The organism is Leucobacter sp. USHLN153 (genome assembly GCF_037145615.1).
In the GTDB taxonomy this organism is placed as follows: Bacteria; Actinomycetota; Actinomycetes; order Actinomycetales; family Microbacteriaceae; genus Leucobacter.
Genome location: NZ_JBBCXE010000006.1, coordinates 121,555 through 146,568, shown reverse-complemented (window position 1 = coordinate 146,568; position 25,014 = coordinate 121,555). Strand labels below are relative to the sequence as shown.

The following is a 25,014-nucleotide window of genomic DNA, read 5'->3' as shown; positions in this document are numbered from 1 at the left end:
GGTCGCGAACCCGGGCGCGAACCCCGGAGACTAGCGCGCACCTCTACGGAGTGTCGAGCAGCTCCGTCACCAGCGCCGCGATCTCGCTCCGCTCGGAGCGCGTCAGCGTGACGTGCCCGAACAGGCGGTGCCCCTTCAGCTTCTCGATCACGGCCGCGATGCCGTCGTACCGCCCGACCCGCAGGTTGTCGCGCTGCGCCACGTCGTGCGTGAGCACCACTCGCGAGTTCTGCCCGATCCGCGAGAGCATCGTGAGCAGCACGCCCCGCTCGAGGGACTGCGCCTCGTCTACGATCACAAACGCGTCGTGCAGTGAACGTCCGCGAATGTGCGTGAGCGGCAGCACCTCGACGAGATCGCGCGCCACCACCTCGTCGAGCACGTTCTGCGACACGATCGACCCCAGCGTGTCGAAGACGGCCTGAGCCCAGGGATTCATCTTCTCCTGGTGATCGCCCGGCAGGTACCCGAGATCCTGACCTCCGACCGCGTACAGCGGCCGGAACACCATGACCTTGCGATGCTGCCGCCGCTCGAGCACGGCCTCGAGCCCCGCGGCGAGTGCGAGCGCCGACTTGCCGGTGCCGGCGCTGCCTCCAAGCGACACGATCCCCACCTGCGGGTCGAGCAGCAGGTCGATCGCGAGCCGCTGCTCCGCACTCCGGCCGGTGACGCCGAACACTTCGCGGTCTCCGCGCACCACGTGCAGCGAGCGATCGCCGTCCACGCGCCCGAGGGCCGATCCGCGAGGCGAGGTCAGCACGAGCCCAGTGCCGTAGGGCAACCCGGCGGCGCCATCCACATCGTCGAGCCGCTCGTCCTCCCAGAGGTGCTTCATCTGCTCTTCGTCGAGCGCGATCGACGCGACGCCCGTGTAGGCGTCATCGCTCGCGAGCTCCGCCCGGTACTCCTCCGACCCGAGCCCGAGCGCCGCAGCTTTCAGCCGCATCGGCATGTCTTTCGAGATGACGGTGACGTCGCAGCCCTCGGATGCGAGGTTCTGAGCAACGGCGAGGATCCGCGTGTCGTTATCGCCGAGACGCATGCCGCTCGGGAGACCGTCCAGGTTGCTGTGGTTGAGCTCCACCCGCAGCGTGCCGCCGGCGTCGCCGACCGGCACGGGGAAGTCGAGGCGCAGATGCTTGCCCCGCAGCTCGTCGAGGATCCGGAGCGCGCGCCGGGCGAAGTACCCGAGGTCGGGATCGTGGCGCTTCTTCTCGAGCTCCATCACGACCACGACGGGGAGCACAACCGAGTGCTCCGCGAATCGGAAGAGCGCCGACGGGTCGCTCAGCAGCACGGAGGTGTCGAGCACGTAGGTGCGCAGCGCCTGACGCGAGTCGCCGGGCGCTGCCGCTTCAGACGCCGTCGCGTCAGAAACCGCGTGCGCCGAGCTGGTCTCGCGTGCGAGCAACCCGTCAGCGACAAGCGTGCGAGCGTCCGACCGCGTACCGGCCGTCGAGGGTGTTTCGGAGTGATGCATCTCAGCCACGATGGCTCCTCTGCTCCGGGGCTGCGCCCCGACTCAGCGAGTTGGCCAGTGGCTTCGAGGTGGTGACCGACCGGCCTCCTCGATCGGGCACCCTGCCCGATGCGTCACACGCTACGCCGCGGAGTGGGTTTCGGTCGAGTGACACGCATGTCGATTCGTGAACAATGCGCGACCTGTACGTGAACGCGGTCGCCGCGCACCTCGGGGCGACCCTCCTTGTGGGCGTGGCACAGTCGGTGCCGTGGGCTGCCCGGGTCGGGTATTCTGGAAGCTGCGATACTGCAATCCGGGGTGGGGGCACTGCGCCTTCCCCGTGTTGCCCTCTGTCACGAATAAGGAGCACCGCTTGCGCACTATCGACTGGGTCGACGGAGCCATCGAACTCATTGATCAAACGCTCCTTCCCCAGCGGGTCGAGGTGCGTCGCATCACCGAACTTTCCGATCTCATCGCTGACATTCAGCGGCTTGCGGTTCGCGGCGCTCCGGCGCTCGGCGTCGCGGGTGCGCTCGGCGTCGCTCTGATCGCGGCCAACGTGCAGGCGCAGAACGAATCCGGCACCGACCTCGACCGCGAAGAGGTCCGCCGCCAGGCCGCGACCCTCCGCGAGGCGCGCCCCACCGCGGTCAACCTCTCCTGGGGCGTCGACCGCGCCCTCACGAAGCTCGAGGAGGGCGCTGACGCGGTGCTCGCCGAGGCGATCCGCATCCGTGACGAAGACATCGCGGCGTGCATCTCGATGGGTCTGCGCGGCGCAGATCTCACCCGGGAGCTCGCGAGCAAAGATCGCGTGCGCGTCATGACCATCTGCAACACGGGCAGCCTCGCGACGGTCGAGCGCGGCACGGCGCTCGGCGTGATTCAGACGCTCCTCGAACAGGACTCCCTCGAGGAGGCGTTCCCGCTCGAGACCCGTCCCCTGTTCCAGGGCGCGCGGCTCACCGCATGGGAGCTGCAGCGCATGGGAGCTCCCTTCCGTCTGCTGATCGACTCGGCCGGGCCCTTCCTGTTGTCGCGAGGGATCGCGGACGCCGTCTTCATCGGCGCCGACCGCATCGCAGCGAATGGCGACTCCGCGAACAAGATCGGTTCGTTCTCCCTCGCCCTCGCTGCGAAGCATGCGGGCGTCCCCTTCATCGTGGTCGCTCCCGAATCGACGATCGACATGCGCACCGCGAGCGGCGCTGACATCGAGATCGAGGATCGTGGGGTCGACGAGGTCGCCGGCTTCGGCGGGGTGCGCACGGCGCCCGACGGCATCGGCGCGGTCAACCCGGCCTTCGATGTGACCCCGCACGACCTCATCACGGCGATCGTCACCGAACGCCGGGTGATCCTGCCCGGCCGCGGCGAAAGCCCCGAAAACGTGTCGCTCGAGCCACTGCGCTCGTAGGCTCTTCCCCATCCCCTTCCGTTCGAAAGGAACTCCGATGTTCTTCACCAAGCGCCGCGCCCGCGCGGCACTCGTCGCAGGAACGGCAGCCGCCGCCCTGCTCCTCACCTCGTGCTCGGGTGGCGGCGACGCCGCCGAAGAGTCCGGCAACGAGGGCCCCAGCTTCATCTACATCACCAGCGACCCGATCGGGCAGAACGAGTTCCTGAAGTCGGGCAAGGTGGGCATCGAGTCCGTCGCCGAGACCTTCGAGGGCACCGCGACGACCTACGAGTCGAAGGACGACGCGACCCGTCGTTCGAACCTCGAGACCGCGATCGCGAAGGCGCCCGAGGTCATCGTGATGCTCGGCTTCCAGTTCGGCGATGTCGCGAAGGAGCTCGCTGAGCAGAACCCGCAGCAGAACTTCCTCCTCATCGACACCTTCGTCGATGGCGCTCCCGACAACCTGTACCAGGCGACCTTCCGCGAGCAGGAGCCCTCGTACCTTCTCGGCGTCGAGGCGGGCCTCCTCACCGAGGCGAACAAGGTCGGCTCGGTCATCTCGGTCGACAACGATCTGCTCAAGAAGTACTCGGACGGCTTCGCCGAGGGCGCGAAGAGCGTGAACTCGAAGGTCGACACCGTTGCCCCGCAGGTCATCGGCGGCGACAACCCGTTCGCCGACCCGGCGCGCGGCAAGGAGCAGGCGCTCGCCTTCGCGGCGACCGGCGTGGACCAGGTCTTCGCCGTGGGCGCTGCCTCGAACGGCGGCATCATCGAGGCCGCCGATGAAAAGGGATTCTCGACCTACGGCGTCGACGCGAACCAGTGCCCGATCGCCCCGGGCGCCGTTGTCGACGGCACCGTGAAGTCGGTCAACCGCGTAATCGAGACCGTTGTCGGCGAGATCGAGGACGGCGTCAGCTCGAAGGACGCGACCACGTCGTTCGGCCTCAAGGAGGAGGGCATGACGATCGTCAGCCTCACTGAGGACGCAGCGGACTCGCAGTGCACGGTTATGGAGAACCAGGACGTGCTCGATCAGGTGAAGCAGACGCGCGACGACATCGTGTCGGGCGAGATCAAGGTCACCGACCCCCTCGCCTAAGGGCGAAACCGCCGGCCGTGGGCCGCCGCGCTGCGACGTCGAGGGGACAACCCGGCATCGCACCGCGGCGCTCCCCGGCCGGCGGGTTTCATGCATCACCGATCGAAAAGGAGCGAGCATGGTCGCGGAAGTCTCCATGCGCGGGATCACCAAGCGCTTTCCCGGCGTGCTCGCGGATGATCGCGTCGACTTCGAGGTCGAAGCCGGCGAGATCCACGCTCTCATGGGCGAGAACGGCGCCGGCAAGTCGATCCTCATGTCGCAGCTGGCGGGCGTCTACCAGCCCGACGAGGGCGAGATCTTCATTCGGGGCGAGCGCCGCACCCTCGCTACGCCGCTCGACGCCATCGACGCGGGCATCGGCATGGTGTTCCAGTCGTTCAAGCTCTTCCCCTCGCTGACGATCGCAGAGAACGTGGTCTTCCGCAGCGAGCCCACGAAGCGCGGCCTGATCGACCGCCAGACGGCCAACCGCGAGGTCGCCCGGATCGCGGAGAAGTACGGCCTCTCGCTCGATCCCACCGCCCGCGTCGACTCCGTTCCCGTCGGCGTGCTGCAGCGCGTCGAGATCGTGAAAGCCCTGTACCGCGACGCCCGCGTCCTCATCCTCGACGAGCCCACCGCCGTGCTCACCCCGCAGGAGACCGAGCGCCTCTTCGACGTGCTCCGCGCGCTCAAGGCCGACGGCCGCACCATCATTCTCATCACCCACAAACTGGGCGAGGTCATGGCGATCTCCGACCGCGTCACGGTACTCCGCGACGGTCGCAACGTCGCCCAGCTCGTCACCGCCGACAGCTCCCCCGCCGAGATCACCCGCCACATGACCGGACGCGACGTGGACCTCACGACGCCGCCTCCGGCGCAGGAGCCCGGCGGGATCGTGCTCGACGTCGAGGGCCTCACCGTTCCGGGCTCGGGCGAGCGCGACGCGGTGAGCGACGCGAGCCTCTTCGTGCGGCAAGGCGAGGTCGTCGGGGTCGCGGGCGTCGCGGGCAACGGCCAGGTCGAACTCGCGGAAGCGATCGTCGGGATGCGGCGGGCGACGGCGGGCACGGTCGCGGTCGGGGCGGCAGATCTCAGCAGCGCCTCCATCGCGCAGCGCCGCGACGGCGGTATCGCGTACATTCCCGAGGACCGACACGCGGTCGGCAGCGCAGGCTCCGCCGACGCGATCGATAACCTCGCTCTCGGCCACCACCGCAGCGCGCCGATCCTGAAGGGCGGCCTGCTCTCGCGCTCGGCCATGCTCGAGCACGCGCAGCGCCTCATCAAGCGCTTCGGCGTCAAGATCGCCGGCCCCTCGACTGCTGTCGGCACGCTCTCCGGCGGCAACCTCCAGAAGGTCGTCGTCGCCCGCGAGCTCGATTACGGCTCCCCGCTCCTCATCGCCGAGCAGCCCACCCGCGGCGTCGACATCGGCGCGATCGAGTCGATCCACCGCGAGCTGTGCGAGTACCGCGACGGCGGCGGCGCACTCCTCCTCATCTCGGCCGAACTCAGCGAGATCCTGTCGCTCTCGTCGCGCATCATCGTGATGTTCGAGGGGCGGATCGTCGCGGAGGTGCCGAAGTCGGAAGCCTCCGAGTCGCTCCTGGGGTTGTACATGGCCGGGCACGAGCCCGAGTCACGGCACCGACCGGGTGCGTTCAACGCGCTGCGCAGCGGCACCGCACGCGCGGGCGAGGCCGCCGCCCCGAACGCCGCTTCCGAGAAGGGATCCGCACGATGAACGCCGCTCGCAAGGCCGGTCGCTGGCTCGCAGGGCCGATCCCGGTCTCCGTGGTGCTCGCGCTGCTCATCGGCGCCTGCTTCATGCTCATCGCGGGCGTCGACCCGCTCAGCGGCTACGCGGCGATGCTCGACGGATCGTTCGGCACCGGCGTGGGTCTCGCGAACACGCTCGCCCGCGCCGTCCCGATCATCGGCATCGGCATCGCGATCGCGATCGCCTTTCGCGCCGGCGTGCTGAACCTCGGCACCGAGGGCCAGGCAGGTCTCGGCGCGCTCGCGGGTGGCATCGTCGCGATCTACGTGCCGGGCCCCGCGATCCTTATTCTGCCGCTCGCATTCGTCGTCGCGATCGCGGTCGGAGCGCTCTGGGGCCTCATCACCGCGCTCCTGCAGAACCTCCTCGGCGTGCCGATCCTGCTGTCGACCCTGCTGCTCAACTACCCGGCGCGCTACTTCTCGTCGTGGCTGATCCGATTCGAGCTCAAGGATCCGAGCACCGATCAGGTCGCGTCGCAGCAGCTCCGGCCCGAGATGCAGCTCGACATGATCGTGCCGCGCGACTCGGGCCTCGCCGACACGCTGCGGAACTCGCTCGGCGCGACGAACCCCGTCACGGCCGTGCTCACCGGCGTCAACTGGTCGCTGATCGTGCTGATCGTGGTCGTCATCGCGGCGATCTTCGTGAACCGCCGCACGCGCTACGGCTTCGAGGCCGGCCTCAGCGGCCAGAACGCGGAGTTTGTGCGCTACGGCGGCGTGAAGCCGGGCCCGCTCGTCACCCGCACCATGGCGCTCTCCGGCGGCCTCGCGGGGCTCTTCGGGCTCATGCTCATCATCGGAGCGCCGAGCACCCGCCTCATCGAGGGTTACTTCGTGCAGACGAACTTCGCCTGGACCGCCCTGCTCGTGACGCTCCTCGCTCTCTACCGCCCCGTCGGTATCGTGATCGCCGGCCTCTTCTTCGCCGCGATCATGGTCGGCAGCGACGCGATGGGCCGCGAGCTCGGCCTCTCCCCGCAGATCGCCGCCGTCATCCAGGCCCTCGTGATCATCCTGCTCGCGTTCCGGGTCGCGCTGCCCCGCTTCCGCAAGCGCGGTGGGGGCGGATCGGGGGATGCCGGGCCTCCCCTCGGTGGTCCCCCACTCAGCGAGGCCGAGCTGGCGACTCCGGGGGCACCGGTTCCGGCCGCGGCACCGACCGCCGTTCAGACGCCGGCCGATCCCGCTGCCGCGCCCGGCGCCACTCTCGCGCGTGAAGCAGCCACCCAGGAGACGGAACGATGAATCTTCTCGACCTCTTCGACCAGGACCTGATCGGCTCGGTACTGCGCTCGCTCATCCCGATCCTCCTAGCGGCACTCGGCGGCATGCTCGCCGAGCGAGCCGGCATCTTCAACATCGGCCTCGAGGGCATGATCCTCGTCGGCGCCTTCGCGGGCGTCGCGGCGTCGTTCTTCACGCACAGCTGGCTGCTCGGCACCATCGTCGCGATGATCGCCGGCGCGGTGTTCTCGCTGATCCTCGGTTACGGCGCGGTGTACCGCAAGGGCGACCCGATCGTGCTGGCAGTCGCGATGAACATTCTCGCGGTCGGGGTCACGAGCTTCCTCCTCGTTGCGATCTTCGACGTGCAGGGCGTGTTCCAGGATCCGGGCATCGTCGGTATTCCGGTGTGGCGCATCCCCGTGCTCGCCGACATCCCGTGGATCGGTGAGCTCTTCGCGCTCACCCCGCTCGGCTACCTCGCGCTCCTGCTCGTGCCCGCGCTGTGGATCATGCTGTTCCGCACGCCCCTCGGCATGCGCCTCCGCGGCGTCGGCGAGCGCCCGCTTGCGGCGGCGACGATGGGTGTGGATCCGCAGCGGTACCAGCTCGGCGCGGTCATCGCTTCGGGCGCGCTCGCGGGCCTTGGCGGTGCGCAGCTCGCGCTCGGCAACGTCGTGCAGTTCACCGAGAATATGTCCGCCGGTCGCGGCTGGATCGCGGTCGTCGCCGTCATGCTCGCCCGGGCCCACCCCGTCGGCGTGCTCGGGGCGGCCCTGCTCTTCGGCTTCGCGGACGCCGTGGGCTTCCGCCTGCAGTCGTTCGGCCTGCCGCAGCAGCTCACGGACGCCGGGCCGTACGTCGTGACCCTCGTCGTGCTGATTCTGCTGAGCAAGCGCTTCCGGAAGACCCGCGAGGCGGCACTCGCGTGAGCGCCGGGGCGACGACCCCGGCCGATCCGCCGCCGCTTCCCGCCGAGGCTGCTCGCTGGGTGGAGCGCCTCGAGCTCGAGCCGCTCGAGCACGAGGGCGGGCTCTTCCGCCGCATGCACCTCGATGAGCACTCGAGCGCGATCTACTACCTGCTCGCCCAGCCGGACTTCTCGGCGCTGCACGCGCTGAGCTCGGTGGAGGTCTACCACTGGTACGCGGGCTCGCCACTGCGGCTCCTCCTGCTGCATTCCGATGGCCGCGCGGAGGAGCGGGTGCTCGGGCCCGATCTCGACGCGGGTCAGCTGCCACAGGCGGTTGTCTCCCCCGGCGTGATGCAGGGCTCGTCGCCGCTCGGCGAATGGAGTCTCGTGGGTACGACCATGTCGCCGCCGTTCGAGTGGAACGGCTTCGAGCTCGGCGATCGCGAGGCGCTGCAGCGCCGCTTCCCGTCGGCCGCTGCGCGCATCGCAGAGCTCACGCGCCCCCTGTAGCTCGCTGGCGTAGTTTGTCGGCGCAGGTCGGCCTCGCACAAGCGACGCGAGTGGCCGTTTCCGGGCGCCGAAGCGGCCACTCGCGTCGCATCGGTGACGCTACGGTCGAGACGTTGCGGGGAGCTGCTCGGCGCGCGGCTGCCGAATGCGCTTGGGGGCGAGCTCCGGCTGGCGATCCGCCCGGAACTGCCCACTGAGTACGAGTGCGACGAGGATCGCGCCGAGCACGATCCACCCCGCCACTCCCAGCGGAAGCACGAGTGCGGGGTCGAGCGGCGCGCCCACTGCGACGAGCACGCTGGCGAGGCCCGCCGATGCGTTGAGTGCGCCGTGGCCGAACACCGCGGGCCAGAGCGACCCGGTGCGCAGGCGAGCCCACCCGAGAAGGGCTCCCCAGAAGATGCAACCGACCGTCATGAGCGCGACGCCGCGCCAGTCGGTGAGCCCGAAGTTGTAGCCGAGCAGAATGACCGGTGAGTGCCAGAGTCCCCAGATCGCGCCGCTGATCGCGAGCGCCGGCCACGTGCCGAGGGGGCGGAGCGCCGGAAGCAGCCAGCCGCGCCACCCGACCTCCTCGCCGAACGCGAAGATTCCATTGAAGATCGCTGCGAAGGGCACGACCGCGAGCTGTAGCGCGACGAGCAGTCCGATCGGCGGCATGGACTGTCGGGCGATCTCGGCCGTGCTCTCGTCGAGCGAGGCGAGCTGACCGTCGAGCACCGCCTGGAAGCCGGAGAACTCGACGAGGTCGAGCCGGGTCCAGCCGAACAGCACGGCCACCGCGATCGTCGCGACGGTGATGCCGAGCGGAGCGAAGACCGAGACAACAATCGCCCAGACCACGCGCCTCGCCGGGCGAAGCGGCCAGATACCGAGGAGGCGAAGACGCTCCCTGCGGGGAGTGCGCGTGATGAAGAGGACGGCGAGCACCGCGATGGCGGGCGTAAACATCATCGCCGAAGCGACGGCTTGGAAGAGCGCGGCGTAGCCCGGCGCCGCAGAGTCCTGCACCCACACCGGCAGGGCGACCACCCACGCGAGGCCGAACGAGACGACGACGAACAGCGCCACCGCTCCCCACGGCACCCGCGCGAAGCCATCAGCCCGAGAGCTGTCTTCGCTTACCGGAAATTGCTGGTCGGAGTCCACCTTTCCACCCTACCCCTGCGATCGGGGTAACTTTCGACGCGTGTCGCGTTGGTCAGCACGGCGACACACGCGGAAAGTTACCCCGATCCCACAGCCGCGGTCGGCGCTGGCTGCGCGCGCAGCGCGGGCGGCGCGCGGCGTGAGCGGGGGGCGGCGTGAGCGGGGGGCGGCGTGAGCGGGGGGCGCTTAGAACGCGGCGATCCCCGTCAGCTCGCGGCCGATCACGAGCTGGTGCACCTCGTCGGTGCCCTCGTAGGTGCGCACCGACTCGAGGTTCGCCATGTGGCGCATGACCGGGAAGTCCGACGTGATGCCGTCGCCACCGAGGATGGAACGCGCGGTGCCGGCGATCTTGATCGCCTCGCGCACGTTATTGAGCTTGCCGACGGAGATCTGCCCGTAGGAGAGCCGGCCCGCGTCCTTCAGTCGACCGAGGTGCAGCGCGAGCAGCAGCCCCTTCTCGTACTCGAGGAACATGTCGGCGAGCTTCGCCTGAATGATCTGCTTCGAACCGATCGGCGCTCCGAACACCTCGCGCGACTGCGAACGCTCGACGGCGACCTCGAGGCACGAACGCGCCGCACCCATCACGCCCCACACGATCCCGTAACGCGCCTCGTTGAGGCATTTGAAGGGCGATGACAGCCCCTTCGAGCCCGGGAGGATCGCGTCAGCCGGCAGCCGCACGTCGGTCAGCTCGATCTCGGTCTGCAGCGACGCGCGCATCGACAGCTTGTTCTCGATGGCCGTTGCCTGGAAACCGGGGGTGTCGGTCGGCACGACGAAGCCGCGCACGATGCCCTCTTCGTCCTTCGCCCAGATGACGCCGACGGAGGCGATGGTGGCGAGGCCGATCCAGCGCTTCTTCCCGTTGAGCACCCACTCGTCGCCCTCGCGGCGCGCGGTCGTGAGCATCGTGTTGGGGTCCGACCCGCCCTGCGGCTCGGTCAGACCGAAGAAGCCGATCGCCTCACCACGGCCCATCGCCGGCAGCCACCGCTGCTTCTGCTCCTCGGAGCCGAACTTGTAGATCGCGCCCATGGCGAGCGATCCCTGCACCGACAGCGCCGTGCGGAAGCCCGAATCGACGGCCTCGAACTCCATCGCCACGAGACCGTAGGCGACCGACGAAGCACCGCGCAGGCCGTAGCCGTTCATGTACATGCCGAACGCACCGAACTCCCCGACCTCGGGCAGCAGCTCGACGGGCAGGCGCCGCTCCTCGAAGGCCTCATCGATAATAGGGCGGATCTTCGACTGCGCGAATTCGCGAGCCTTGAGCTGCCACTCGCGCTCCTCTTCGGTGACGAAGTCTGCGACGTCGAACAACTGGTCGATGGTGGTGGACATGGTGCTCCTCGGGTTTCGAAGGGTCAAGCGGAAGTGAGTCGTGCGGCGCGCTAGCGCGGCAGCCAGTCGGCGTCCTGGTGCTCGCCGATACCGGGTGGCGGCACTTCGTAGCGTGCGGGCGTCGCCGAGAGGGAGATGGGCGTCGCGACGGATCGCAGCTCCTGTGTCGAGCCATCGGGAGCCGTGGCACGGGTCGTCGCGACCGCGCCCAGGCCGAGCGACTCGGCGAGCTCGAACGCCTGCGCGATCGTGTTGACGCGGCCCGCGGGAATGTTCGCAGCGGTGAAGGCCTCGATCCATTCGGCGGCGGATCGCGTGCGCAGCACCTCCTCGATCGCCGACCGCAGTTCCGCGCGATGAGCGACGCGCTGCGGGTTCGTCGAGAAGCGCTCGTCGCTCGCGAGCTCGTCGAGGCCGAGCACGCCGCAGAGGCGCGCGAACTGACCGTCCGTGCCTACCGCGAGCGCGAGCGACTGGTCCGCGGCGTGGAAGGTCTCGTACGGCGCGATCGACGGGTGTGCGTTCCCCATTCGGCCGGGCGCGACTCCGGTCTCAAGCGTCGACGACGCCTGGTTCGCGAGTGCAGAGAGGAGCGACCCGAGCAGCGTCACCTTGACATGCTGCCCCCGCCCGGCGCTCGGTGATCCCTCGCCCGAAACCCCGGAACCCGCGATGGCCTCGCTGCCCGACCGCCCGGCGAGCGCGTCGAGTTCGCGGGCCCGCAGCGCTGCCTGGATGCCGATCACGGCGTTCAGACCCGTGAGGATGTCGACGAGCGCCACCCCCACCTTCGTGGGCTCTCCGCCGGCCTCGTCGCTCTGCCCCGTAATGCTCATGAGCCCGCCCACTGCCTGCACGAGCAGGTCGTACCCCGGCAGGTCACGCCCGGCATCGTCGCCGAAGCCCGAGATCGAGCAGTACACGAGGCCGGGATTCTCGGCCGCCAGAGCCTCGTAGCCGAGACCGAACTTCTTCATCGTGCCCGGCTTGAAGTTTTCGATGACGACGTCGGCGGTCAGTGCGAGTCGCCGCGCCCGCTCGAGGCCCGCAGGATCGCGCAGATCGCAGACGACCGAGCGCTTTCCGCGGTTCACGCCCGCAAAGTAGGTGCTCTGCCCCACCGCGTTGACGGGCGGGCTCCACTGCCGCGTTCCGTCGCCCTCGGGGCTCTCGATCTTGATCACGTCCGCGCCCAGATCCGCGAGGATCATGGTCGCGTGCGGCCCGGCGAGCACACGGGAGAAGTCCGCGACCCGAATCCCCTGCAGCGCCCCGCCGTGTGCGCCGAATCGGCGGGGTTCGCGGGGGTCGTGCTGCTCGGGGGTCATTGCGGAAGCTCTCCTCATCGTCGGTTGCGCGGCGCGGCTGGGCGCTACGCTCTGGTGCCAGTGTAAGCCGCAGCTTGCGACGAACTCGTGATCGCCTTGCATAGGAGCACCTCACGTGCCTGTGCAAGAATCGCTTCATGGTCGCACTCTCCACCCTGCTGGCGCTCCCCCATCTCGGGCTCCGGCTCGTGCAGTCGGGGGCGGGCGATCCCGAGATCACCTGGGTCTCGAACACCGAGCTTCTCGACCTGGGCGGCTACCTCGAGGGCGGCGAGATCGTGCTCACGACGGGCCTCGCGCTCGGCGCGGATGACGCGCGCTGGCGAGACTTCGTCGCGGGGCTCAACCGCGCGAGAGTGGCGGCGATCGGCTTCGGGGTGGGCGTCAACCACGAGCGGATCCCCCAGCCGCTCGTGCAGGCGGCGAGCATGTATCGCGTGGCGCTCTTCGAGGTGCCGCTCCCCGTGCCGTTCATCGCGGTGAGCAAGGCGGTCGCCGAACTCCTGCGCGCCGACGAGCTCGGGGCAGCGCGGGGTGCGCTCCAGGCGCAGCAGCGACTCTGGGAGGGCGCCCGCGGAGACCAGCAACCCGCCGAGGTGCTCGCGAGCCTTGCGCAGGCGACGGGCAAACAGCTCGCGCTCCTCGGGCCCGACGGTGAGGCGCTCGCGAGCACGGCCGGCTTCGCTCAGGCGCAGTCCCAGGCGGGCGCTTCGCCGGAGAGGCAGGGGCAGGCGCAGGTGCAGGCGCGGGCCTCCGAGCGCCCCCCGCAGCCGCCCATCGAGATCATCGAGCTGGAGGCGAGCGGCCGCTATCGCCTCGCCATCGCGGGCGGGCCACCGCTCGGCCCCGAGGGTCGCTCGATCGTCGCGGCGGGCGCGCTCGTACTCGGCCTCACGTTGCACGGCGACCGCGCCGATGAGCGTCGCGAGCGCGAGCGCTGGGAGCGCGCAACTACGGCTGCGCTCTCCGGCGAGCCGCTCCCGCCGGTGCTGGCGGTCCTCGCGCCGTCACTCGCCGTCCCCGCGCGCATCCGCGTGCTCGCGGTGCAGGGCGCGGCCGAAGACCTCGCCGCCTGGCGCCGCGCTCCCCGCGTCGGCCTCGACCGCCTCGTGGCGCCGACCGTCGGAGCGAGCCCCGCACCGGGCGTCGAGCGCGCCTGGCAGATTGTGCCCGATGCCGACGCCGCCCTGCGCGCCGCGATCGGGCACGCCGCCGCACACGGGCTCGACGTCGTCGTGGGACGCGCCTCGGCGCTCGAGAATGCTGAGCTGAGTCGCCGATCCGCCGCCGCCCGACTCCACGCCCTCTCACCCACCGCACCGCTGTATGAGGAGCCGCGGGTTCCCGCGACGGTGTGGGCGGATCGGGATACGCCGATCATCGAGGCGCTCCTGGCCCTCGACGCGCCGGAGGTGCCGGGCGGTGCCGGGCGGGCGAGCGCCCGATCCGCGGCAGCAGGCGGAGCATCCGCGCTCACCGCGAGTGTCCTCGGGCCGCTTTCGCTCGCACGTGCGCCGGGCGCCGCGGCCCAGGTCGTGAGCAGCACGGAAGCCGCGGCGCCGCAACGGTCATCCGGCGATCGCGATCCCGATCTTTCGGCTGCCGACCGCGGCATGCTGCGCGATACGCTCCGCGCCGTCTTCGCGGCGGATGGGCAGCGAGGGCCAGCGGCTGCCGCGCTCGGCATTCATCGCAACACGCTGCGCGACCGCATCACGCGGATCGAGCGTCTCACCGGTCGCTCCCTCGGCGACCCCGACGATCGTGCGGAACTCTGGATCGCTCTGCGGGTGGAAGACACCGCGTCCCCTCGCTGAATCGGGCTGACTACCGGGGCCCACCCGCGTTGAGTGCCCGCCGCACGCGCCCCGCGACCGCACACGGGCTCGCCGCCTCACCTCGCTTCCACGAGCGCTCCGGATCGAAACGAGCGGCAGGCGCCGCGGCTCAAGTCGCCGCCGGAGCCTCCGGGAAAATCTCGGACTCGGGAGCGGGTTCGTGCAGTGCACGCAGCGCTCCCGCGATATTGCCGTGGAGCAGATCGTCGACCAGCTCGTCGACCGCTACGGCTTCGTTCGTGCCCTCGGTGACTTCCACCTTGAGCCCGCTGCTGGGTACGTGCTTCCTGGTCATACTTCCAAGATACGCCCGGTGCGCCCGAGCGGCATTAAGAAACGCACACCATTGCGCCGCACCGCCGAGAGGCGCTAGTACAGGAGGAACTGCGCGGTTCCCGTGCTCTGCACACCCGCGACGCTTACGCGAAAGTGGTATGAGGCGCCATCCCCGCTCACCGTGTCTCGCGAGATGTCACAGGTGTCGGCGCTCGAACGCGTCCGATCCCACACGACCCCCTCGCTCTCGATCGGCTTCCCGGGGTCGACCGTCACCGCGAGGTGTTCCGCGTTCTGCTGGCAGTCGGTAGACCGCCACACCTCGTCGGCCCCGCTCGCAACGACGAACTCCTGCGTCGCGGTGCCGAGGTCGGCCCAGCAGGGCTCCTCGCCCGTGTTCTCAACTTCGAACGAGAGTTCCGGATCCTCCCCAGCCGCATAGTCCCCGCGGTCTGCGAGCGGGGTCACCTCCACCTGCCCGGCCGCGCAGGCGGGCACGTCCCCTTCGCCCCCCTCGGATTCCTCGGGAGTATCCGCGCCAGCGAGGTCCTTTGGAATCTCGACGTTGCTGCCGCCGGTCGGCCCAGAGTTCGAGCCCGGTCGCACGATCAGCAACACGACAACGGCCACGACCGCGAGCACCACTGCGCCGATGATCAAGCGTCGGCGCACGAATACAGCCCGGTTCGGGGCGGGATCGCGTGGCGTCGACATAGCGTCAGGGTACTGGCCGGTGCCGGTCACAGACGCTTCAACATGCGCGTGTTGCCCAGGGTATTGGGCTTGACGCGTGCGAGGTCCAGGAACTCAGCGACGCCCTCATCACTCGACCGCAGAAGCTCCGCATACACCTCCGCCGCGACGAGTTCGTCGTCTTCTCCCACCGCCGCGAAGCCGTGCTTCGTGAAGAACTCGACCTCGAACGTGAGGCAGAACAGCTGCTGCAGGCCGAGCTCGCGTGCCCGCTCTTCGAGCGCCGTGAGCAGCCGGTGCCCGACCCCCGTGCCGAGCACCGCGTCGGAAACGCCCAAAGTGCGCACCTCACCGAGCTGCTCCCACATCACGTGGACGGCGCCGTACCCGACGACCGCGTCCTCGCGATCGACCGCGACCAAGAACTCCGGGACCGCGGCGTACAGGTCGACGAGGTCCTTCCCGAGCAGGATTCGTCGCTGCACCAGGGGCTCCATCAGTGCGACCATGTGCGGCACGTCATACGTGCGCGCACTGCGAATGCTGATTTCGGTGCCTGCGGTCATCCCGCAATTCTACGTCCGGTGCGATGCGGATCGCGATCCGCCGCCCACCCGGGCGCTGCGGCGCCGCCACCCAGTGCCGCGCACGGCCGCCAACGAGAAACGGGGCCCGCTGCGCGTGCAGCGAGCCCCGTGTACTCGAAGGGGAATCTTCGGACTACTCCGCGGAACCCGGCGTTGCGGCAGTGGAGGCCACCGCAGCTGCCGACGACGCCGACGCGCTGCCGCCATCGCGATCCGCCCGCGACTCGGTCGCGAACGTGAACTCGCCATCCACGAAGTCGACCTTCACCAGATCGCCGGCCAGCAGCTCCGCGCTCAGGATGCGCTCGGAGAGGCGATCCTCGATCTCGCGCTGCATCGCGCGGCGCAGCGGACGCGCACCGAGCGTGGGATCGTAACCGACCTCCGAGAGACGCTCGCGTGCCGCCTGCGAGATCTCGATGTGCATGTCGCGATCGAGCAGACGATCCTTGAGCTGCTTCACGAAGAGATCCACGATCTGCAGCAGCTCCGGCTTGGTGAGCTGCGGGAAGACGATCGTGTCGTCGACACGGTTCAGGAACTCGGGCTTGAAGTGCTTCTTGAGCTCCTCGTTGACCTTGCCCTTCATCATGTCGTAGCCGACCGACGAGTCGCCCTCGATCTGGAACCCCACGGGGCCACCGGCGATCGCGGACGAGCCGAGGTTCGTCGTCATGATGATGACCGTGTTCTTGAAGTCGATGACGCGTCCCTGACCGTCGGTGAGACGGCCTTCCTCGAGGATCTGCAGCAGCGAGTTGAAGATGTCGGGGTGCGCCTTCTCGATCTCGTCGAAGAGCACGACCGAGAACGGCTTGCGGCGCACCTTCTCCGTGAGCTGGCCGCCCTCCTCGAAGCCGACGAACCCGGGGGGAGCACCGAAGAGGCGGGAGACCGTGTGCTTCTCGCCGTACTCCGACATGTCGAGCGAGATCAGCGCGTCCTCGTCATCGAACAGGAACTCGGCGAGAGCCTTCGCGAGCTCAGTCTTGCCGACGCCCGTGGGGCCGGCGAAGATGAACGAGCCCGAGGGGCGCTTCGGGTCCTTGAGGCCAGCGCGCTGGCGGCGGATCGTCTTCGCGAGTGCCGAGATGGCCTCGTTCTGACCGATGACGCGCTGGTGCAGCGCCTCCTCCATGAAGCGGAGACGGCTGGTCTCCTCCTCCGTCAGCTTGAAGACGGGGATGCCGGTCGCCTGCGCGAGCACTTCGGCGATGAGTCCCTCATCGACCTCGGCCTTCGTCGCGACGTCGCCCGAGCGCCACTGCTTCTCGAGCCGCAGGCGCTCAGCGATCAGCTTCTTCTCCTCGTCGCGCTTGTTCGCGGCCGCCTCGAAGTCCTGGTTCTCGATCGCCTGTTCCTTCTCGGCGCGCACGACCGCGATCTTCTCGTCGAACTCGCGCAGCTCGGGCGGGCTCGAGAGGATCGACAGGCGCAGACGGGCCCCGGCCTCGTCGATCAGGTCGATCGCCTTGTCGGGCAGGAAGCGATCCTGCACGTAGCGATCCGCCAGGTTCACCGCGGCGACGATCGCACCGTCGGTGATCGAAACCTTGTGGTGCGCCTCGTAGCGGTCGCGCAGACCCTTCAGAATATTGATCGAGTGCGGGAGCGACGGCTCCGCGACCTGAATCGACTGGAAGCGGCGCTCAAGCGCGGCGTCCTTCTCGAAGTGCTTGCGGTACTCGTCGAGCGTTGTCGCGCCGATGGTCTGGAGCTCGCCGCGGGCGAGCATCGGCTTCAGGATGTTCGCCGCGTCGATCGCGCCCTCGGCTGCACCCGCGCCGACGAGCGTGTGGATCTCGTCGATGAAGATGATGATGTCGCCGCGGTTGCGAATCTCCTTCGTCACCTTCTTCAGGCGCTCCTCGAAGTCGCCGCGGTACCGGCTACCGGCGATCATCGAGCCCAGGTCGAGCACGTAGACCTGCTTGTCCTTCAGCGTCTCGGGCACCTCGCCCTTGATGATCGCCTGGGCGAGGCCCTCGACCACGGCGGTCTTGCCGACGCCGGGCTCGCCGATCAGCACGGGGTTGTTCTTCGAGCGACGCGAGAGGATCTGCATGACCCGCTCGACCTCTTTCTCGCGGCCGATCACCGGGTCGAGCTTGCCCTCGCGCGCGGCCTGCGTCAGGTTGCGACCGAACTGGTCGAGCACCTGCGACCCCTTGGACTCACCGCCGGACTCCGGGGCTCCCACGGTCGCGCTTTCCTTACCGGCCTGGTAGCCGGAGAGCAGCTGGATCACCGTCTGGCGCACGCGGTTGAGGTCAGCGCCGAGCTTCACGAGCACCTGAGCCGCGACGCCCTCACCCTCGCGGATCAGGCCGAGCAGGATGTGCTCGGTGCCGATGTAGTTATGGCCGAGCTGCAGCGCCTCGCGCAGGCTCAACTCGAGCACCTTCTTGGCGCGCGGGGTGAACGGGATGTGACCCGCCGGCGGCTGCTGACCGGTGCCGATGATGTCGGTGACCTGTGCGCGCACGGCGTCGAGTGAGATCTCGAGCTGCTCGAGCGCCTTGGCTGCGACGCCCTCACCCTCATGGATGAGGCCGAGCAGGATGTGCTCAGTGCCGATGTAGTTGTGGTTGAGCATCTTCGCCTCTTCCTGGGCGAGCACCACGACCCGGCGAGCACGATCAGTGAATCTCTCGAACATCTCCTACCTCCTTGCGACGCCATAGCACGGGAGTGGCGCCGCCGATGGGTCCAGGCTACGCGGTGATGCGGGATCGCGGTGGCGTGTTCGCCGCAGGCGTGACTGCGCCGCTCCGCCCCGTGCGCGGGTCTGTGACGGCCACGCGATCCGCCGCCGCGCGTCAGCTTCGCCGCACTGCAGGGATGCTACTGCAGCGCGGAAGTGAGCCTGGCGACCCCGTCGAGCAGCTGCGCCGGCACCGACTGTTGCTCCCACTCCTCGAGCGTGAGCTCTCGCGAATTCTCGCGGTAGTACTCGTTCACCTGCTCGAGCTCCTGCACGAAGCTCTCGCCATGCACCACCATCGAAATCTCCATGTTGAGCCCGAACGAGCGCTGGTCCATATTCGAGGAGCCCACGACGGCGACCTCATCGTCGATGGTGAAGTGCTTCGAGTGCAGGATGAACGGCGGACGGAACATCTTGATGTGCACGCCCGCGCGCAGCAGCTCCTCGTAGTACGAGCGCTGCGCGTGATAGACGAGAGCCTGGTCGCCGATCTCGGAGACGAACAGCTCCACCTCCACACCGCGTGCAGTGGCGGCGCGGACGGCGTTCATGATCGAGCCGTCGGGCACGAAGTAGGGGCTCGTGATGCTGATGCGCCGCTCGGCGGTGTAGAGCAGCGCGACGAAGACCTGCAGGTTGTTCTCTCCCGCGTAGCCCGGCCCGCTCGGCACGATCTGGCAATCGAGCTCGCCGGGCAGGGGCACAAGTTCGGCCTCGTTCGTGAGCTCTCGCAGATAGTCGCCGGTCTCCAGGTACCAATCCCCCTGGAACACGGCCTCGAGCCCCAGCACGATCGGCCCCTCGACCCGCACCATCAAGTCTTTCCAGTGCAGGCCGCGGCGGCGGTTCGAGCGCTTGTTGTAGCTCGAATCAACGAGGTTTTGCGAGCCCATGAAGCCGACTCTGCCGTCGATCACGATGAGCTTGCGGTGGTTGCGCAGATCCGGTCGCTGGTATTCGCCGCGCCACGGCCGCACTGGGAGCATGTATGCCCACTCCGCGCCGAGGTCGGTGAGGCTCTCGCGCGTGCGTTTGGCGCCCGGATTGCGGAGCGCGGAGATGTGATCGAGCAGCACGCGCACCTTCACGCCTCGCGCCACCGCCTCACGCATCGCGGCGAAGACGTCGTCGGTGGTCGAGTCGTGCACGAGGATGTAGAACTCGACGTGCACATACTGCTCGGCCGCGCGGATCGCCTCGGCCATCCTCGCGAACGATTCCTCGTAGTCGATGCAGATCGAAGCCGTGTTGCCCTGTAGCATCGGCTGCGCGCCGAGCGAACGGCCCAACTTCACGACGCTGCCGAGGCCGAAGTTCAGGCGCTCAGGCGAAGTAATGACGTCCGCTTCTTGCTCCGCGATCTGCGCGACGAAGTGGTTGATCGCCTCCTGCTTGCGCTCGCGGGAGCGCGGCAGGCGTTTACTCCCGATGATGAGGAACAGCAGCAGACCCGGGACGGGCAGCGCGAAAATCGCCATGAGCCAGGCCATGCCGGAGGTGGGGCGGCGGTTACGGGGCACCACGAACACCGCGACCACTCTGATGAGATTGTCAACAATGAGGACGATCCACGTCCAGACATACGGCCAGTTCACGCCGAACCAGTCGAAGTCCATGGATTTCCCTTCAGCCGCTCAGTGTGCGAACGCCGCACCCACTGATTACGGGAACGCGCTACGCATCACTGTAGCGAAGGCCACGGACACTCAGGAATCGTCGCGCGCGGGGAGACCGGCCTTGGCGCGCTCCTCGTCTTCGATCTGGCTGTAGACGCGACGCTCAGTGCGGTCGGCGCGCAGGATGAGCCGCAGCACCATCCAGAAGAAGAGCCCGATCAGCACGGTCGGGGTCAGCGACCACAGCGCGTTCAACCACCAGTTATCCATAGTGGTCTCAGTCTACCCGCCGCCTCAGCGAGAAACCCGAGTGCGCGGCGAGCAGGCAGCGGTCGGCGGGCGGTGGGCGCCAGCCGCTGATCCGCAACCGCTGAGCCGCGGTCGCTGAACCGCAGACGTGCCTACTTCACGAGCGGAAAGAGAATGGTCTCGCGGATCCCGAGCCCCGTAAGCGCCATGAGCAGACGATCCATGCCCATGCCCATTCCGCCCGACGGCGGCATACCGTGCTCGAGGGCGCGCAGGAATTCCTCGTCGATGGGCATCGCCTCGTCGTCGCCGCGCGCTCCCTCAGCGGCCTGCTGCACGAAGCGCTCGCGCTGCACTACCGGGTCGATGAGCTCGGAGTACCCGGTCGCGAGTTCGAAGCCGCGCACGTAGAGATCCCACTTCTCGACGACGCCCGGGATCGAGCGATGGTGGCGAGTCAGCGGACTCGTCTCCACCGGGAAGTCCATCACGAACGTGGGGCGCGTGAGCCCGCCCTTCACGAAGTGCTCCCACAGTTCCTCGACCAGCTTGCCGTGGTTCGGCAGGTGCACCTCGACGCCCTCGGCGTCCGCGAGCTGCTGCAGCTCCTCGACGCTCGTCTCCGGCGTGATCTCGCGACCGGCCGCCTCAGAGAGCGTGCCGTACATCGAGATGCGTTCCCAGTCCCCGCCGAGATCGAAGAGCGTTCCATCGGCCCACTTCACGACGTGCGTGCCTTCGCGCTCCGTGCCGACATTGGCAGCGAGCGCGGCGTTCTGAATCAGTAGCTGCGTGAGGTCGGCAATGCCGTTGTAGTCCGTGTAGGCCTGGTAGGCCTCGAGCATCGCGAACTCGGGGCTGTGCGTCGAGTCGGCACCTTCATTGCGGAAGTTGCGGTTGATCTCGAAGACCCGCTCGAGCCCGCCGACCGCTGCACGCTTGAGGTACAGCTCCGGAGCGATGCGCAGGAACAGCTCGGTGTCGAAGGCGTTGGAGTGTGTGACGAACGGGCGCGCCGAGGCGCCACCGTGCATCGTCTGCAGCATCGGGGTCTCGACCTCGATGAAGTCGCGCTCGGCGAAGGTGTGACGGAGGCTCGCCATCGTGCGCGCGCGGGTCACGACGTTGACGCGCGCCTGCTCGCGCTGAATCAGGTCGAGGTAGCGCTGGCGGATCCGCGTCTCCTCGCTGAGCTCCGCGTACATGTTCGGCAGGGGTGCGATTGCCTTAGCGGCGACCGTCCACTCCTTGACCATGATCGACAGTTCACCGCGACGGCTGGAGATGACCTCTCCGCTGACGAAGAGGTGATCGCCGAGGTCCGTGAGCTCCTTGTACCGCACGAGGGACTCCTCGCCGACCTCGGCAAGGCTCACCATCGCCTGGATCCTGGTGCCGTCGCCGGCCTGCAGCGATGCAAAGCAGAGCTTGCCGGTGTTGCGCTGGAAGACGATGCGGCCGGCGATGCCCACGGTCTCACCGGACGCGGTATCGGGGGTTTCTTCGAGATGACCGTACTGCTGTCGCACCTGCGAGATCGTGGTCGTCACCGGAAGCGAGACCGGGTATGCTCCCCCGCCGAGGTCCGCGTCGGCGTTGAGCCGTTCGCGCTTTTCGAGGCGCACCCGCTTCTGCTCGAAGATCTCTTCCGCGCTCGCCTCGGGGGCGGCGTCGGCGGGTGCTGCGCTCTGATCGCTCATTGTGGCGGGATCCTCCGGATCGTCTCGACGTACCGGTCCATCCTAGCTTCCGGCGTCAGAGCTCGGGATCGGCCCCGCCCGCGATGAGCTCCTCCTCGACCGCGGCGCGCACGATCCCTCCGACGATCCGATCGGGTACCTCGAGTCCGAGCTCGCTGAGCGCGCTGAGCGCCTGACGCACCACGGCTCGCGCGAAGTCGCCCGCGGCTCCCACAGCCTCCGCGTATGCGGCGCGATCCTGCTCCGCGACGATCACGGGCTCCGCCCCCATCTCCACGGCGAGTGCCTGGCCGATCGGGAGCACCGGCGCAGGAGCGGTCACCGCAACGGTCGCCTCCGCGAGGCGCGTGAGATCGAGGCTCGTGCCGGTAAACACCATGGCGGGGTGCAGGGCGAGGGGAATCACTCCGGCCGCGAGCGCTGGGGCGAAGACCTGGGAACCGTGCTCGGGCGCCGTGTGGATCACGAGTTGCCCCGGTTGCCATGCTCCAGTCGCAGTGAGCCCCTGCACGAGAGCGGGGAGCTCGGCTCCGGGTATCGCGAACAGGACGAGCTCAGAGCGCCGCACCACCTCAGCGACCTCGAGCACGGGCACGCCGGGAAGCATCGCTTCCGCTCGCTCGCGGCCCTCGTCTCCCGAGGCGTGGATGCCGATGATTGCGTGCCCCGCACCCGCGAGGGCCCGAGCGAGCACCGGGCCGACGCGGCCCGCGCCGACCACGCCGATACCGAGCCGTGAGGCCGCTGCTCCCACGCTCACGGTTCCACTTCCGAGCCTGTTTGTGACGGAAGGTCATAGCGGGTCGAGTCCCCGGTTCCCTCACGAGGCGGAACGGCGGGACCGAGGTCAATGTCGACGCGTTGACCTTCGATTCCAGCCGTCTCATCTTCCTGGCGCTTTGCGCGCTCTCGCAGTTCGATGAGTCGTCGCGCTTCTCCGCCCTGAATGCGGAGCATCGCCGCGGTGAGCTCATCGAACACGATGCGGGCGGTGCCGAGCGCGAGGCCACGCATCTCCATGCGCACGGGGCCGAGCACGGTGTGAGCCTGAATCGATGCGAGACCGAGGGGACGGTGCAGGAGCGGCCGTCTGAGCTGAACGGACTGCGCGCGGACAATGGGCATGATCGACAGCGAGCGGGTCAGCACACCGCGCCGCACGCGAAGCGTCGCGTGGTCGGAATCGTCGTCGGCGATCATGACGCCCGCACGGCGACGCCCCCAGAGCAGCACCGCGGCGGAGCGCTTTCCTGCCTGGACGTAGTGATGCGCGGCTCCGACGAGGCCGTCGCGAAGCGATGCGATCGCCTCGTCGGCGTTCCCCGTTCCCGGCAACAAGGTCTCAACGACGCGAAGCACGTCTTCCTCGCGCCCGACGGGGAGAACGACGTTCTGCACGCCGTTCTGGCCGCCCTGGGCAACAGAGTGGCCGGCGGTCGTGATCCGCACTTTCCACCAACCGAGGGGTCGCCACAGGAGCGGCTGCCGCGCCTCAACCGCGTGAATGCGGCCGAACGGGAGCGACTCCGTCATAGTCGCGGTGAGCCCCGAGCCCGTCCGTATGGCGTCGTCCGTGCGCGACAGTGTGAAGTTGAAGCCCTTATTGAACTGACCGAACATGACGCTCACCATGACGATGATGAGCGGGATCACGCCGAAGATGAGGAACGCTTCGAGCACGGCTCCCCCGACGACGATGCCGATGATCAGCACCACGAGGATCACCGACTCCCAGCCGAGAGCGATGCTCGCGATGAGTCGACCGACGGGCACCTTCACGAGCGTCTGAGCGCGAAGCGCCTCGGGGTCGATATCGGTATCGATGAAATCCTGCGCCCGCGAGGTGAAGCGGTCTCCGGCGTTGTCGTACACGGAACCGTCGAACCCAACGGGTGGAGGGCCGCCCACCTCGCTGACGCCCGTCGCAGGCCCCGTGCCCCTACGCCGCGCGCCGGATACGCGAAGGATCTGCTCCCGCACCGTCTTCGCATCCCGATGGCCGAGATACGAGAGCTCCACCTTCCCGCCTTGGCCGGCAGTGACGACCTCGATCTTCGTGAGCCCGAGCACTCGAGCCAGGAGCGAGCGCTGGAGGTTCACGCTCTGGATACGCTCGAGCGGCGCGCGGCGATGCGACCGGAAGATGACTCCGCTGCGTGCCTCAACCGCCGAGCCCGTGATGCGGTATGTCGCGAAGCGCCAGCCGAGCCACGAGAAAAACACGATGAGCAGCAGGACCGCGACGAGCGCTCCAAACACCAGAAGCAGCAGACCCTGCTCCGCGAGGAACTCGAAGAGCGCCACGACATCGCCGTCTCCCGTCTCGACGTCGACGCCCTCGGAGCCCTGCAGCCCGTTCTCCAGAAAGAACTGGACGAAATGGTCGCGGAAGTTCGCGACGATGATGCTCGCGATCACGACCAGCGCGATACCTCCGCGCAGCAACGGCGAGAGCGGGTGCATGCGACGCCAGCCCTCCGCGTCCGAGGACCCTGGCAGTTGCGCGTCGACCGATGGGTCGACCACGCCCGCCGCGCGGGGAATCGGCCTCGCCGGGTCGCCGGCAGCCGCCGCGTCGGCGCGGGGCTCGTCGGTCACAGCCCGGACCTCCTCGCCTCGGCGAGCGAGACCAGGCGGTCCCGCAGCGCCTCCGCGTCCTCGTTCCGAAGGCCGGGAAGGTTTACACCGGTCGCGGCCGACGCCGTAACGAACTTGAGTGTCGCGAGCCCGAGTGCGCGAAGCAGGGGCCCACGCGTCACGTCTACGAGCTGCAGGCGGCCGTACGGAACCGCGATGACGCGCTCGAACATGATGCCCCGCCGAAACAGCAGATCGTCTTCGCGAAGCACGTAACCGATCGCGCGCACGCGCCGGAACGCGAGCACGGCATTGATCAAAAAGATGACGATGAGTGCCGGGAGTGCGATGCGGATGAACAGCGGCATCTGCTCCCCCGCGGTGACGAAGATCACGGCGAACACCGCCGCAATGACGACCACGAGCAGCACGTTCATGATCAGGTCGGCCCAAGCGTACGAGGGCGACACTCGCTTCCAGGTGACCTGCTCGGTCTGCCACTCACCCGCGGGCTCCGCCGTTTCGACGCCATCCGTTGTCATGGCTCCA

The 25,014-nt window shown here is 68.6% G+C and carries 21 protein-coding genes; 7 read left to right on the top strand and 14 right to left on the bottom strand.

Translation table 11 applies throughout. From position 1 onward, the window contains the following. Positions 1 to 43: 43 nt before the first annotated feature. On the bottom strand, positions 44 to 1,483 hold the full coding sequence (locus WFH00_RS11380) for a PhoH family protein (protein WP_336660971.1): 1,440 nt from the start codon (positions 1,481 to 1,483) through the stop codon (positions 44 to 46). A gap of 355 nt (positions 1,484 to 1,838) precedes the next feature. Here WFH00_RS11380 and mtnA point away from each other — a divergent pair, with 355 nt between their 5' ends. From mtnA to WFH00_RS11350, 6 genes are all read left to right on the top strand, one after another. Beyond that, positions 1,839 to 2,885 (top strand): S-methyl-5-thioribose-1-phosphate isomerase, encoded by a 1,047-nt coding sequence (gene mtnA / locus WFH00_RS11375; protein WP_336660956.1) that lies wholly within the window; start codon positions 1,839 to 1,841, stop codon positions 2,883 to 2,885. Between the two features lie 37 nt (positions 2,886 to 2,922). Then, positions 2,923 to 3,975, top strand: a complete 1,053-nt coding sequence (locus WFH00_RS11370) for a BMP family ABC transporter substrate-binding protein (protein WP_336660955.1) — start codon at positions 2,923 to 2,925, stop codon at positions 3,973 to 3,975. A gap of 118 nt (positions 3,976 to 4,093) precedes the next feature. Beyond that, positions 4,094 to 5,707 (top strand): ABC transporter ATP-binding protein, encoded by a 1,614-nt coding sequence (locus WFH00_RS11365; RefSeq protein WP_336660954.1) that lies wholly within the window; start codon positions 4,094 to 4,096, stop codon positions 5,705 to 5,707. Continuing rightward, positions 5,704 to 6,993, top strand: coding sequence for an ABC transporter permease (locus WFH00_RS11360; protein WP_336660953.1), 1,290 nt, complete (start codon positions 5,704 to 5,706; stop codon positions 6,991 to 6,993). The genes WFH00_RS11365 and WFH00_RS11360 overlap by 4 nt, the downstream gene beginning before the upstream one ends. Continuing rightward, a complete protein-coding gene (locus tag WFH00_RS11355) occupies positions 6,990 to 7,904 on the top strand; it encodes an ABC transporter permease (RefSeq protein WP_336660952.1) in 915 nt (304 codons plus the stop codon). The genes WFH00_RS11360 and WFH00_RS11355 overlap by 4 nt, the downstream gene beginning before the upstream one ends. After that, on the top strand, positions 7,901 to 8,395 hold the full coding sequence (locus tag WFH00_RS11350; protein WP_336660951.1) for a cupin domain-containing protein: 495 nt from the start codon (positions 7,901 to 7,903) through the stop codon (positions 8,393 to 8,395). The genes WFH00_RS11355 and WFH00_RS11350 overlap by 4 nt, the downstream gene beginning before the upstream one ends. A 99-nt stretch (positions 8,396 to 8,494) precedes the next feature. Here WFH00_RS11350 and WFH00_RS11345 read toward each other — a convergent pair whose 3' ends face one another. The 3 genes from WFH00_RS11345 to WFH00_RS11335 all read right to left on the bottom strand — a co-directional run bounded on the left by WFH00_RS11345 (position 8,495) and on the right by WFH00_RS11335 (position 12,222). Beyond that, a complete protein-coding gene (locus WFH00_RS11345) occupies positions 8,495 to 9,544 on the bottom strand; it encodes a CPBP family intramembrane glutamic endopeptidase (RefSeq protein ID WP_336660950.1) in 1,050 nt (349 codons plus the stop codon). Between the two features lie 186 nt (positions 9,545 to 9,730). Next, complete coding sequence (locus WFH00_RS11340; RefSeq protein ID WP_336660949.1) at positions 9,731 to 10,894, bottom strand: acyl-CoA dehydrogenase family protein; 1,164 nt, start codon at positions 10,892 to 10,894, stop codon at positions 9,731 to 9,733. A 50-nt stretch (positions 10,895 to 10,944) separates the two neighbouring features. Further along, a complete protein-coding gene (locus WFH00_RS11335; protein ID WP_336660948.1) occupies positions 10,945 to 12,222 on the bottom strand; it encodes a CaiB/BaiF CoA transferase family protein in 1,278 nt (425 codons plus the stop codon). A gap of 137 nt (positions 12,223 to 12,359) precedes the next feature. Here WFH00_RS11335 and WFH00_RS11330 point away from each other — a divergent pair, with 137 nt between their 5' ends. Continuing rightward, on the top strand, positions 12,360 to 14,039 hold the full coding sequence (locus tag WFH00_RS11330; RefSeq protein ID WP_336660947.1) for a PucR family transcriptional regulator: 1,680 nt from the start codon (positions 12,360 to 12,362) through the stop codon (positions 14,037 to 14,039). A 130-nt stretch (positions 14,040 to 14,169) separates the two neighbouring features. On the opposite strand, the gene WFH00_RS11325 is transcribed toward WFH00_RS11330, so the two are convergent. From WFH00_RS11325 to WFH00_RS11280, 10 genes are all read right to left on the bottom strand, one after another. Next, the gene (locus WFH00_RS11325; protein WP_336660946.1) at positions 14,170 to 14,355 is read right to left on the bottom strand and encodes a hypothetical protein; all 186 of its coding nucleotides are present in this window, start codon (positions 14,353 to 14,355) and stop codon (positions 14,170 to 14,172) included. 74 nt (positions 14,356 to 14,429) lie between these two features. Continuing rightward, entirely contained in the window at positions 14,430 to 15,050 is a 621-nt protein-coding gene (locus WFH00_RS11320; RefSeq protein ID WP_336660945.1) for a hypothetical protein, read from the bottom strand. Between the two features lie 26 nt (positions 15,051 to 15,076). Further along, positions 15,077 to 15,595 (bottom strand): amino-acid N-acetyltransferase, encoded by a 519-nt coding sequence (locus WFH00_RS11315; protein ID WP_336660944.1) that lies wholly within the window; start codon positions 15,593 to 15,595, stop codon positions 15,077 to 15,079. Between the two features lie 154 nt (positions 15,596 to 15,749). Next, positions 15,750 to 18,275 (bottom strand): ATP-dependent Clp protease ATP-binding subunit, encoded by a 2,526-nt coding sequence (locus WFH00_RS11310; RefSeq protein ID WP_336660943.1) that lies wholly within the window; start codon positions 18,273 to 18,275, stop codon positions 15,750 to 15,752. A gap of 185 nt (positions 18,276 to 18,460) precedes the next feature. Further along, positions 18,461 to 19,939 (bottom strand): cardiolipin synthase, encoded by a 1,479-nt coding sequence (cls, locus tag WFH00_RS11305; RefSeq protein WP_336660942.1) that lies wholly within the window; start codon positions 19,937 to 19,939, stop codon positions 18,461 to 18,463. Between the two features lie 90 nt (positions 19,940 to 20,029). Beyond that, positions 20,030 to 20,209 carry a hypothetical protein gene (locus WFH00_RS11300; protein ID WP_336660941.1) on the bottom strand — a complete coding sequence of 60 codons (180 nt, stop codon included), beginning with the start codon at positions 20,207 to 20,209 and terminating at the stop codon, positions 20,030 to 20,032. A 131-nt stretch (positions 20,210 to 20,340) separates the two neighbouring features. After that, entirely contained in the window at positions 20,341 to 21,888 is a 1,548-nt protein-coding gene (gene lysS / locus WFH00_RS11295) for a lysine--tRNA ligase (RefSeq protein WP_336660940.1), read from the bottom strand. 55 nt (positions 21,889 to 21,943) lie between these two features. Further along, the gene (locus WFH00_RS11290) at positions 21,944 to 22,648 is read right to left on the bottom strand and encodes a DUF2520 domain-containing protein (protein WP_336660939.1); all 705 of its coding nucleotides are present in this window, start codon (positions 22,646 to 22,648) and stop codon (positions 21,944 to 21,946) included. After that, positions 22,645 to 24,486 (bottom strand): PH domain-containing protein, encoded by a 1,842-nt coding sequence (locus WFH00_RS11285; protein WP_336660938.1) that lies wholly within the window; start codon positions 24,484 to 24,486, stop codon positions 22,645 to 22,647. Before WFH00_RS11285 ends, WFH00_RS11290 begins: the two co-directional genes overlap by 4 nt. After that, the gene (locus WFH00_RS11280; protein WP_336660937.1) at positions 24,483 to 25,007 is read right to left on the bottom strand and encodes a PH domain-containing protein; all 525 of its coding nucleotides are present in this window, start codon (positions 25,005 to 25,007) and stop codon (positions 24,483 to 24,485) included. Before WFH00_RS11280 ends, WFH00_RS11285 begins: the two co-directional genes overlap by 4 nt. Positions 25,008 to 25,014: the final 7 nt, after the last annotated feature.